Source organism: Paenibacillus sp. 01L418 (assembly GCF_056400045.1).
This window is the reverse complement of record NZ_JBFTSN010000032.1, coordinates 24278-34567: the sequence shown is the minus strand read 5'-3', so window position 1 is coordinate 34567 and position 10290 is coordinate 24278. Positions and strand designations below refer to the sequence as shown.

The 10290-nt window shown below is 39.9% G+C and carries 8 protein-coding genes and 1 pseudogene; 4 read left to right on the top strand and 5 right to left on the bottom strand.

What is annotated here, in order from left to right:
- The coding region (locus AC1DSE_RS07245; protein WP_477527537.1) for an S-layer homology domain-containing protein at positions 1-674 on the top strand (674 nt) is incomplete at its 5' end.
- A 337-nt stretch (positions 675-1011) separates the two neighbouring features.
- Here AC1DSE_RS07245 and AC1DSE_RS07240 read toward each other — a convergent pair.
- On the bottom strand, positions 1012-1170 hold the full coding sequence (locus AC1DSE_RS07240; RefSeq protein ID WP_441877967.1) for a hypothetical protein: 159 nt from the start codon (positions 1168-1170) through the stop codon (positions 1012-1014).
- 546 nt (positions 1171-1716) lie between these two features.
- On the opposite strand from AC1DSE_RS07240, the gene AC1DSE_RS07235 reads away from it, so the two are divergent.
- On the top strand, positions 1717-4860 hold the full coding sequence (locus AC1DSE_RS07235) for a hybrid sensor histidine kinase/response regulator (protein ID WP_477510229.1): 3144 nt from the start codon (positions 1717-1719) through the stop codon (positions 4858-4860).
- A gap of 252 nt (positions 4861-5112) precedes the next feature.
- Entirely contained in the window at positions 5113-6852 is a 1740-nt protein-coding gene (locus AC1DSE_RS07230) for an ABC-F family ATP-binding cassette domain-containing protein (RefSeq protein WP_477527536.1), read from the top strand.
- 247 nt (positions 6853-7099) lie between these two features.
- Here AC1DSE_RS07230 and AC1DSE_RS07225 read toward each other — a convergent pair whose 3' ends face one another.
- From AC1DSE_RS07225 to AC1DSE_RS07215, 3 genes and pseudogenes are all read right to left on the bottom strand, one after another.
- Positions 7100-7474 (bottom strand): hypothetical protein, encoded by a 375-nt coding sequence (locus AC1DSE_RS07225; RefSeq protein WP_477510165.1) that lies wholly within the window; start codon positions 7472-7474, stop codon positions 7100-7102.
- Between the two features lie 323 nt (positions 7475-7797).
- Positions 7798-8148 (bottom strand): annotated as a pseudogene (locus tag AC1DSE_RS07220) (FGGY-family carbohydrate kinase); the annotation flags it as partial.
- Entirely contained in the window at positions 8094-8390 is a 297-nt protein-coding gene (locus AC1DSE_RS07215) for a hypothetical protein (RefSeq protein ID WP_477510166.1), read from the bottom strand. The pseudogene AC1DSE_RS07220 and the gene AC1DSE_RS07215, both read right to left, overlap by 55 nt.
- A 193-nt stretch (positions 8391-8583) precedes the next feature.
- Between AC1DSE_RS07215 and AC1DSE_RS07210 the strand changes: the two genes are divergently transcribed.
- Complete coding sequence (locus tag AC1DSE_RS07210) at positions 8584-9390, top strand: aminoglycoside phosphotransferase family protein (RefSeq protein WP_477527535.1); 807 nt, start codon at positions 8584-8586, stop codon at positions 9388-9390.
- A 136-nt stretch (positions 9391-9526) separates the two neighbouring features.
- Here the strand turns inward: AC1DSE_RS07210 and AC1DSE_RS07205 are convergent, their stop codons facing one another.
- Complete coding sequence (locus tag AC1DSE_RS07205) at positions 9527-10129, bottom strand: TetR/AcrR family transcriptional regulator (RefSeq protein ID WP_339206568.1); 603 nt, start codon at positions 10127-10129, stop codon at positions 9527-9529.
- Positions 10130-10290 lie beyond the last annotated feature (161 nt).

The following is a 10290-nucleotide window of genomic DNA, read 5'->3' as shown; positions in this document are numbered from 1 at the left end:
CACCAACACCAACACCAACACCAACACCAACACCAACACCAACACCAACACCAACACCAACACCAACATCAACACCAATATCAACATCATCACCAACATCAACGCCATCGCCAATGCCTCCAGTTACTCCAACTGATGAGTTGAAGTTTTCCGATATCGCTGGACACTGGGCCGAAGAGCGAATCCAGCAAGCTGCACGCCAAGGGATCGTAACTGGTTATTCAGATCAAACATTCAAACCGAATGGGGCGATTACACGTGCTGAATTTACAGTCATGTTAATGAACGCCCTCAAATCGACAGGAGGCGGCGTAGCGCTCAACTTTAGTGATAACGACAAGATTGGTGCTTGGGCACAACATGCGGTAGCTCAGTCTGTAGCTGCAGGGATCGTGGCCGGCTATAACGATGGAACATTCCGTCCAACCRCTAACATCACACGTTCGGAACTGGCGGTAATGATTGCTCGGGCATATGGAGCCAGACTGGCAACCGTAGATTCTACAGGTTTTGTAGATGATAAGGATATTCCGGCATGGGCAAAGCCAGCTATTCTAGCAGTTAGAGAAGAGGGAATTGTTGCGGGCATTGGAAATAACGTGTTTGCGCCTAGTGCAACTGCTACGAGAGCAGAAGCAATCACAATGATTATGAATTTGCTAAAGGTGAAATGAGGACCAACTGACAGGTCATAACAGAATCGAAAGCTGCCGTGGCGACAGACGATGCTAAGCTGCGTCGTTGGGAGAATCTCGTTGTCTGTACATGCCCAACGTTCTCTCCTTGAAACCATTTTCATACAACAGTTGACAGCTGGAGTGATTGGAGTTCTGTGGAGGGGAATCCTTTTGCGGTGGGGGACGAAGCAAACCCAAGGAAGGTATAACAGTAACTTAACGACAAATAAGCCGCCATGTAGCCCGAGGGTCATGGCGGCTTTTTGTATATATCCGAATTCAACCTCAAGTCAATAACGCCGAACTGACAGCTGCCTTGAAAGTACTTACGTAATTATAGGAAAGTAACCTTGATTACATCCCTGCCGATAAGAGTCCCCCAATTGTCATAAACCAATGCGGTAATATTGTAAGTTCCGCCTGCCAGCACGAGCTTCGTATTGTTTGTTAACGTATGATGAATGTCGTATCCGCTGGACGGCACGTTGAGCATGCCCGAATAGTAGGTCCTAGATCCGTTATTCATCTCCTGAATGAGGAACATCACTATGTTGATTGTATACCTTGGTGGTGTATTTTTAATGGTTCGAAGGTCAACACGAAGTCAATTACCAACTTCAAAAAGTATTTACATCGTGTAGATTGTCTTCATTTATGCAGTATTACAATTTTTTGAAATACTCGACCAAAGAGTTACATTGAATCAACAAATGAAAGTTGTTAAGGGAAATTCAACAAAAATTCAACATTTAGATTTGAATATTAATTGCGGTGAACCGTATCACAAATAGGGCGAAAACAGCCTGCGAAATATCAATATCGTCGAATGACATGCTTTGTTCATTCTTTTTTTTATCCGAATTGAATAACTAAAATTATCCAAGTAGGTATTGCTATATAATAGACATAAAGACCTCTCTCTCGTCCGTTTCTCTGCTATGTTAACTGTGGTAAGTTATGGAAAGGTCTTTACTAAATGTCTTAAAAGAAAATGACTAGGGGAGAATACTTCTTGGAAACTCACTCATCCAAATATCAAATGAAAAAGAGCTATATTATATTATTGCTAGTGTTGATATTAGTTGTTTTAACCGGTTTGCGCATTTTATGGATGGGAACGTTTCATAATTCCAAACAGGCGTCAATTTATAATGGGCAATTCGATTTGCGCAATTGGAATGCAGAAGATGGTAGTATTCTCTTACTTGATGGGGAATGGGAGTTCTATCCCTCGCAATGGTTAATAGAGGGTAGTCGGAAACAATTGTTAGGTGATAATGCGCCAATGCATATTCAGGTACCGGGAGGATGGAGTGAAGCTTTGCATGCTGACAAGCCATCTCCATACGGGTATGGTTCTTATCGATTGCGTCTTTATGTAGACCCGGCAAAGAACCTTAATTACAGTATTCGTGTACCCAGCGTACGCACTGCATCAGAATTATATGTAAACGGTCGATTGCTTACTAAATCCGGACAGGTGGCGACAACAAAGGATGATTATATTTCGAAGGACCTACCTTATTCTACAACCTTTACAGCAGACGAAAACGGTGTAATCGAACTCGTCATTCAGGCGGCAAATTATGTGGATGGTCGAAGCGGGGGCATTGTCCGATCCATTAAATTTGGTTCAGAAGAAGCCATTGCCAAAGAGATGAAAGCTTCCGTTTCTATGCAGCTTTTGGCAGCGATTATATTCATTATGCATGCAGTCTATGCACTTATTTTGTATTTACTAGGAAATAAGGAAATGAAGCTGCTTTATTTCAGTTTGCTTGCAATATGTGTAACGATCACGAGTGTATTTAGTGTTGATGAGAAGTTGTTCCACCAGTTATTTTATATTGGAAGTGTTTGGGATTTTCGGATAACGAACATTGCTCTCATTATGGCAGCCTATGCTTTGCTCCAGTGTACGAATCATCGCGAGCTTCCTTATTGGCGTAGGATGTACCCTGTCTATAAAGTAATGAATCTAGGGACTGTCGGCATCACTTTGTTTTTAGATCCATCTCAAGTGATTATGCTCTTTCCGGTTTATTATCTATTAATTGGTATTGCTGCAGTTATCACGTTGATTACAATGTTTAAAAAAGTAATCACAGGTTTAAAGAGCAATCTTTTACTGCTTTTCTCTTTACTTGCGTTGATGAACCATTCTCTTTGGTCGTTTATCTTGATAGATAGCAGTTTGAGTCTTGTCTACTATCCGTTCGATATGATTATTGCGATGGGTTGTTTAGCCTCTGAATGGTTTAAGGGATACTTTATCATGCATTCGAACACCAAAGAGCTTGCTGCAACCTTGCAAAGAATGAATGACCATAAGGATCAATTTCTGGCAAACACATCGCATGAATTTAAAAATCCGCTGCATAGCATGCTTAACATGTCACAATCCGTTTTAAAAAGGGAACAGCATTTATTGCAGGAACGGAGCATTAAGGAGCTTGAAACGGTATTATCCGTAGGACGTCGGTTGACATTGATATTGAACGATTTGATTGATGTGATGAGTTTACGGGAAGGCAATCCGCGTCTTCAGAAAAGAGCCGTATTTATCCAGTCAATCGTGACCGGAGTAATGAATATGCTGCAATTTAATACAGAAGTAAAGTCTGTCCAAATTGCAAATCAAATTTCGGAAGATTTCCCTCCAGTAATTGCGGATGAGAATAGGGTGATCCAAATCGTGTTCAATTTACTTCATAATGCTGTGAAATATACGAATGATGGGGTTGTTTCGATTCAAGCTTTTGCAAAGGATGGACGAGCTTATATCGTTATTACCGATACGGGAATCGGAATGGACGAGGACATGCTTAAGCGCCTATTCCGCCCATACGAGCAAGCGAGCGCGAGTGAGACCATGATTGAAGGTGGCTTTGGGTTAGGTTTAAGTATAAGCAAGCAACTGGTTGAGCTTCATGGAGGTGCGTTAGATGTGTCCTCTGCTTTAGGAGAAGGCTCAACATTTACGTTTTCATTAAAGCTAGCAGACTTGAAAGCGGAAGAAGAAAATGATGTATCCAACTCATTCAAACCGTATACATTACAATCTATGGCGATTCAAGAAATTGCCTCCTCGGTCGATTTGGACAAAGTGGGAATTCCGGAAGCTGCGAAACAACCAACTTTATTAAAAATGGATCACGATCGTCCGCACCTATTAATTGTTGATGATGATCCTATCAATCTTCAAGTGCTTGAATCCATACTACCGCCAGACGAATATGAGGTAACGATGGCAACGAGCGGTAAAGAAGCGTTGGCTTTACTGGATACAAAGGAATGGGATCTGGTCATCTCCGATATCATGATGCCACAGATGTCCGGTTATGAGCTGACGCGTTTGATCCGCGAGCGGTTTACACTCACGGAGCTCCCTGTATTGCTCCTTACCGCAAGAAGCCAACCGAAAGACATTCAGAGCGGTTTTATTGCGGGGGCTAACGATTATGTGACGAAGCCAGTGGAAGCAATAGAAATAAAATCGCGAATCGAGGCGCTAACTACGATTAAACATTCTGTTCGGGAACAACTGCGATTAGAAGCTGCATGGCTGCAAGCGCAAATCCAGCCTCATTTTTTATTTAATGCGTTGAATGCTGTAACAGCTCTAAGCGATATTAATTTGGATAAGATGCGCAATTTGCTCAATGAGTTCAGCAATTATCTGAGGAATAAATTTAAATTTCAAAATATGGATGGGCTTGTTCCGATCGAAGAGGAGCTAAGTCTGGTGCGTTCTTATCTATATATTGAAAAGGTTCGGTTTGAAGAAAGGTTACAGGTTATTTGGGAGATAGATGGCTGCGAGGAAATAAAAGTCCCATTTATTACGATCCAGCCTCTCGTTGAAAATGCGATAATACATGGTGTTATGAAGCGCATTCGTGGGGGAAAGGTTTTTATTCGGACTTCTGTCTATGAGACGCATGTAGAGATAACCGTTGAAGACGATGGGGTTGGAATGGACGAAGTTCAATTGCAACGAATATTAGAAAGAAAAGTAAATAGTTGTTCAGGTGTCGGATTGATAAATACGGATCAGCGATTAAAACGGCACTTCGGAACAGGACTTCATATCAAAAGTACGTTAGGTATAGGGACAAAGGTAACTTTTCATGTATATAACAGGTTGAATAGCGGGGATAAAGCTAGTCTAAGTGATAAATAAGTGATTTAAAGAGGAGCATCCTTGGCTGCTTCTTTAGTAATGTTCGCCGATAGGTCCGTTAAGCTGAACCGTATCATAAGTAACGGCAAGTTTTGATTGTACAACATGGAACTTTGACCCTCAAGGGATGGGAATACAAATCAATTGTAGTTGATTGTAAACAGTGTTACTCTAACAAAGGTAAACTCAAAATCTATGTTTTGCAATAAATCTAATAATAGTCACTATTTTAGTTATAAGAAAGGTAATACTATGATAAAAGTTGATAACTTATCCTTCTCATTTCCGCAAAAAGAACTATATAATAACATTTCATTTACGTTAGAAGAGGCACAACATTGCGCTTTTATAGGAACAAGTGGCAGTGGGAAAAGTACATTGATAGATATACTGATGGATCCAGAAAGATATATTTTCGAGGGCAAGTTAGAAATAGACCCGACTTGTAAAATTGGTCATGTAAGTCAATTCTCACAACTAGACAAAACGAAAGAAACAACAGTTTTTGAATATATAGGGGAAAAATTTATTAAGATACAAAATGAAATAACATCTATTTGTACTGAAATGGAAACATCATCGGATATTGATTCGTTATTAGAACAGTATCAATTAGCTTTAGACGCATTTGATGCAATCGGTGGGGATGATTTTGAAAGCAACATTAATAAGAAACTAAATCAAGCAAACCTCATGAAGCTAAAAGATATTAGGGTATCTGACCTGAGTGGTGGAGAATTCAAACTTATTCAAGTGATGAAGGAAATGCTTAATAGTCCAGACTTAATGATTATGGACGAACCAGATGTATTTTTWGACTTTGAAAACCTAAATGCGCTTAAAAATCTTATTAATTCTCACAAGGGAATACTGCTAGTTGTTACGCACAACCGATATCTATTGAATCATTGTTTCAACAAAATTATACACCTTGAAAACACGGAAATCCAAGAGTTTGATGGGCGATATATTGATTATAACTTCTCATTACTTCAGACTAAAGTTGAGTTGCAAGAACTCGCAATCGCTGATGATGAAGAAATTAAGAGAAACGATAAAACAATCGTTAATCTTAGAGTTATCGCAACGTATAATTCACATGCATCTAGAGGGAAAGCGTTAAAAGCTAGAGTTAGGTTTCAAGAAAGATTGGAAACGCGTAGAATTAAAATGCCATTTGTTGATATTAAGCAACCGAATATTAGTTTTGGTATTGATAATGAAATGGAAGACACCATTGTTGTAAATGTTAATCATTATAGTGTTGCCTTTGATGAGTTGCTTTTAGACAATGTTAACTTTGAGATAAAATCGACAGATAAAGTAGCCATTATTGGTGCGAACGGTACCGGGAAAACGACTTTACTCCGAGATATCTTTAAAAATAATGATGAATCAATTGAAATAAATGCTGATGTTAAAGTGGCTTATTTAAGTCAGATTCAAGGCGAAATGCTAAAGGATTCTAATACCATACTAGAAGAATTCATCGATGCTGGGTTTAAAACGTATGATGAGGTTAGATCGTATCTTTCAAACTATGGTTTTGAAGGAGAAATCGTTAATCAAAAGATAGAAGCTTTATCTGGTGGAGAAAAAAACTTGCTTCAATTAGCTAAAGTTTCAGCCAGTAAAGCAAACGTATTGCTTCTTGATGAACCGACAAGCCATTTAGACACCTATACACAAATCGCACTGGAGAAAGCCATTGAAGACTATAAAGGCGCGATTCTCATGATTTCTCACGATTTCTATACTGTTGTAAATGGTATGGATTATGTTTTAATCATTGACGATATGTCGATTAGAAAAATGAGTATGCCAGAATTTAGACAGATGATTTATGCTAGTCATTTTGATAAAGGCTATCTAGAAGCTGAACAAAATAAAAAATCAGTTGAAATGAAAATAGAATTGGCTTTAAAAGATACTAATTTTGAACTTGCAAAAGTATTGGTTGATGAGCTAGAAGAGCTGATTAAGTTGCTTTAAATTACAACCCTCTGATTGAAATGATTACAAGAATATGGCTAAAGTGAATGAGTCCGAATTCAACGATGAAACATGATCTTGATGGGAAAATATCAATTCGGGATTGCATGGGTTTCGAACATGGTAATTGTCATGTAGGAATGACAGGGGAGCAGAGATGTGAGGGAAGGGAAAAGACTGGCCCCGAACGAATAAGGGCCAGTCTGCGAGAAATCGCGATTGCGGGGGGATTACATCCCTTACGTAATTATAGAAAATTAACCTTGACGATATCCCTGCCGATGAGAGTCCCCCAACGGTCATAAACCGATGCATCAATATTGTAAGTTCCGCCTGCCAGCACGAGCTTTGTACTATTTGTTAACGTATGATGAATGTCGTATCCGCTGGTCGGCACGTTGAGCAAACCCGAATAGTAGGTCCTTGATCCGTTGTTTATCTCCTGTATTCGGAACTCGTACTGGTAACCTCCAGTCGGCTTCGTAATACCGATATAATCCGGAACCGCGCCGTAGCTATTCGGATACGGGTTAAACACATAGACCCCATTGGCCGCACTCGCTTGGGAAGCGATCCCGAGCAGCAAACCGATGACCATAACAAGTGAAAATAACTTCTTCATTATTCATTCCTCCTATTAAGGTTCGTCTTACCCGTTCCGGCCGAAATGGGTATGTACCTTTGCAGAGAGCTCTCGCAATGAATATATCATCAATTAACAGAAGTAACTATATTTAGAATTTTGAATTGTATGTCTATTTCTATCGGATTTTTTTCTATTAAAAGGAGGTTGCCCATCGTGGGCAACCTCTTATATATGCTTGGCTATACGGCGATTCGCCGTTCAGGTACCCAATGAGTGCATAGGTTGAAGAATCCATGCTAAACCTGCAGATCGGCGCATAATACGCAATACGTGTGAAATCGGTACACGCTTCTCATTTCTCATTTTTTCCAATTTTCCACCAAATGATTTATCGCTGCCTGCTCAATTGCCAGCCCTTCCGTGTAACGCTCCATAAACAAGGCAAAGCCATTCACATCTGCGCTGTCAGGATAAACCTCTTGTCCTTCTGCATGATGGAACACTTTATTGGCAAGGAAATCAGCCAAGCACTCGTGCTGCTCCTTATTAACCATATAGGATGCCAAAATTGCCATCCCCCATGGGCCGCCCTCACCAGCCGTAGACATAACCGAAACAGGAACATTCAGTGCTGCGGCACATATTTTTTGACCGACTAGCGGCGTTTTGAACAATCCGCCATGCGCCAAAATACGATTTTTTGCAGTGTTACGTCATAAGTATTCTCAACCTCTTGCTGTAATTGGTGATAGGTTTCTTGCAACCCATTAATCATTTCATTGAGATGGCAGGTCCAATAACAGTCAATCAATTGATTTTCCCACTCATAGCTGCTGGAAGCGATTGTTTCAAAATTGTAATCAATCAGTACAGCCTTAATTCGTGTGGATCCAAATTCGATGCCAAGCGAGGTTTCTCCCCTGACTGGTTTGTTCCACTTTTGATCGTTCATACTCCTTTTAAACGCTAACTATCTTATTTCGTAGTGACTACCATGGAGCAACCATCCCTACCACAACTCACGTTCACGAAAAGGGTTCAGGGTTTTAAGTCACGAATATGATATATGTGCCAAAAATTTCTATAGCTGGTTTGGTGAACTAGGATTAAAGAGAAATATCATAGAAATAAGTAGGTGAGGCATAGTGACTCAGGAAGAAGTGTTAAAAGGCGGAAATGTTAATCACATTGTCCGTRGGGAAAATACTGTTCTCCGTCCCACAGGTTATTGGAGCCCGTGTGTTCATGAGCTTCTTAAACATCTAGAGAAGCAAGGCTTTGAGGGAGCACCAAGTTTTCTCGGAATCGACGATTCTGATCGTGAAATACTAACATTCATTTCAGGGGAAGTTCCAGGGAATGAGTACCCTGAGCTTGAGCCTTACATGTGGTCGGATGAAACGCTTGTAGGTTTAGCGCGTCTTTTACGCCAGTTTCATGATGCGACTGCAGGATCAACTCTCATGACGAAGAGCAAATGGCAGCTTAGTTATGTCAATGAACGTGAGCACGAAGTGATATGCCATAATGACGCTGCATTGTACAATGTGGTCTTTCAAAAGGGGATTCCTGTGGGGCTGATTGATTTCGATATGGCTGGTCCAGGTCCACGTTTGTGGGACATTGCTTATTCCCTCTATACATCGGTTCCACTTGCGAGCTTCGAGCCTGACCATTCTTCGGGAAAAACGGTGAAGTACCAATCGGATATACACGCTACGGAGCGCCGTAAACGAATTCATTTGTTTTTTGAATCGTATGGAACTCCCGTCCCCAATGAACTGTGTCAGTGGATTATTCAACGATTGACTACAATGTGCGATACGTTGAGAAATGGCGCTGCCGAAGGGAATCTTGCCTTTAAAAAAATGGTTGATGAGGGACACTTGGCTCACTATGAGAGCGAGATTCGATTTGTAGCAGATCATTTCAATGATTGGATAAAGAACTAAATATTACGCTAACAGACCACGATAAAACATATCGAGATCAAAGAAAGGGCCATCCCGCAAAAGGATGGCCTTAAAACTTGCCATTACAGATAGTGCAGTGAACCGTATCAAAGGCACCAAGTCGGGTGCCTTTTGATTATTTTCCTACATACTTAACCGAATAAATATGCGTTTTCGTTAAATCAATCACTTCCTGGATAAATCCCTCCCGAGATTCCTTGAAATCAGTCTTGATCCAATTCAGAATGAGTCCGTAAAAGCCATAGGCTGTATAACGCTTAAAATAATCCATGTTGACGGGGATGTTATTAATCGTTTCAAAAATAAATTGTTCCTTATAGATCTTTAGAATGGTTTGAGGGAATCCCGTGTGCAATCCTGGTAAAGTATCATCGTATTTTATCAGCTCAAAAAAATCCCGGTGTTGATAAATGTAGGAAACGATATTAAAGGACGGTGCGTTGAGTCTTTCTGTGTATACTTTGTGTCCAGGAACATATGGTTTTCCTACGGAATCTTCCAACCCTTGAAACATAGAAGTAAGTAAATCTTCAGCTAATTTAATTTTATCTTGGTAATGTACATAGAAAGTACTACGGTTATAGGAGGCTGTATCTACAATGTCCTTTACAGAAACGAGATGGTAACCCTTCTCTTTTATTAGTTTTATAAAGGCTGATTTTAGATGTTCTTCTGTTCGATTTCTTCGCTCAGATGTCACGTTTTGTTCATCACTCATGAAAATATCTCCTCGCAAAAAGACGATTTTGATGTAAGTGTCTACTAGTTAGACATATATTAATACTTTAATGATTGTTAAATGTGAACAAAAAAGTACAATTAAGRTGCGAACAAAATAGTACAAATATTTATTAATGAATGTTAATTAATAAAAACGCA

Coding starts and splice junctions, on each gene's coding strand:
- AC1DSE_RS07240 (WP_441877967.1), bottom strand. CDS start 1,170: ATGCTCAACGTGCCGTCCAGCGGATACGACATTCATCATACGTTAACA.
- AC1DSE_RS07215 (WP_477510166.1), bottom strand. CDS start 8,390: ATGAACGATCAAAAGTGGAACAAACCAGTCAGGGGAGAAACCTCGCTT.
- AC1DSE_RS07235 (WP_477510229.1), top strand. CDS start 1,717: ATGAAAAAGAGCTATATTATATTATTGCTAGTGTTGATATTAGTTGTT.
- AC1DSE_RS07205 (WP_339206568.1), bottom strand. CDS start 10,129: ATGAGTGATGAACAAAACGTGACATCTGAGCGAAGAAATCGAACAGAA.
- AC1DSE_RS07225 (WP_477510165.1), bottom strand. CDS start 7,474: ATGAAGAAGTTATTTTCACTTGTTATGGTCATCGGTTTGCTGCTCGGG.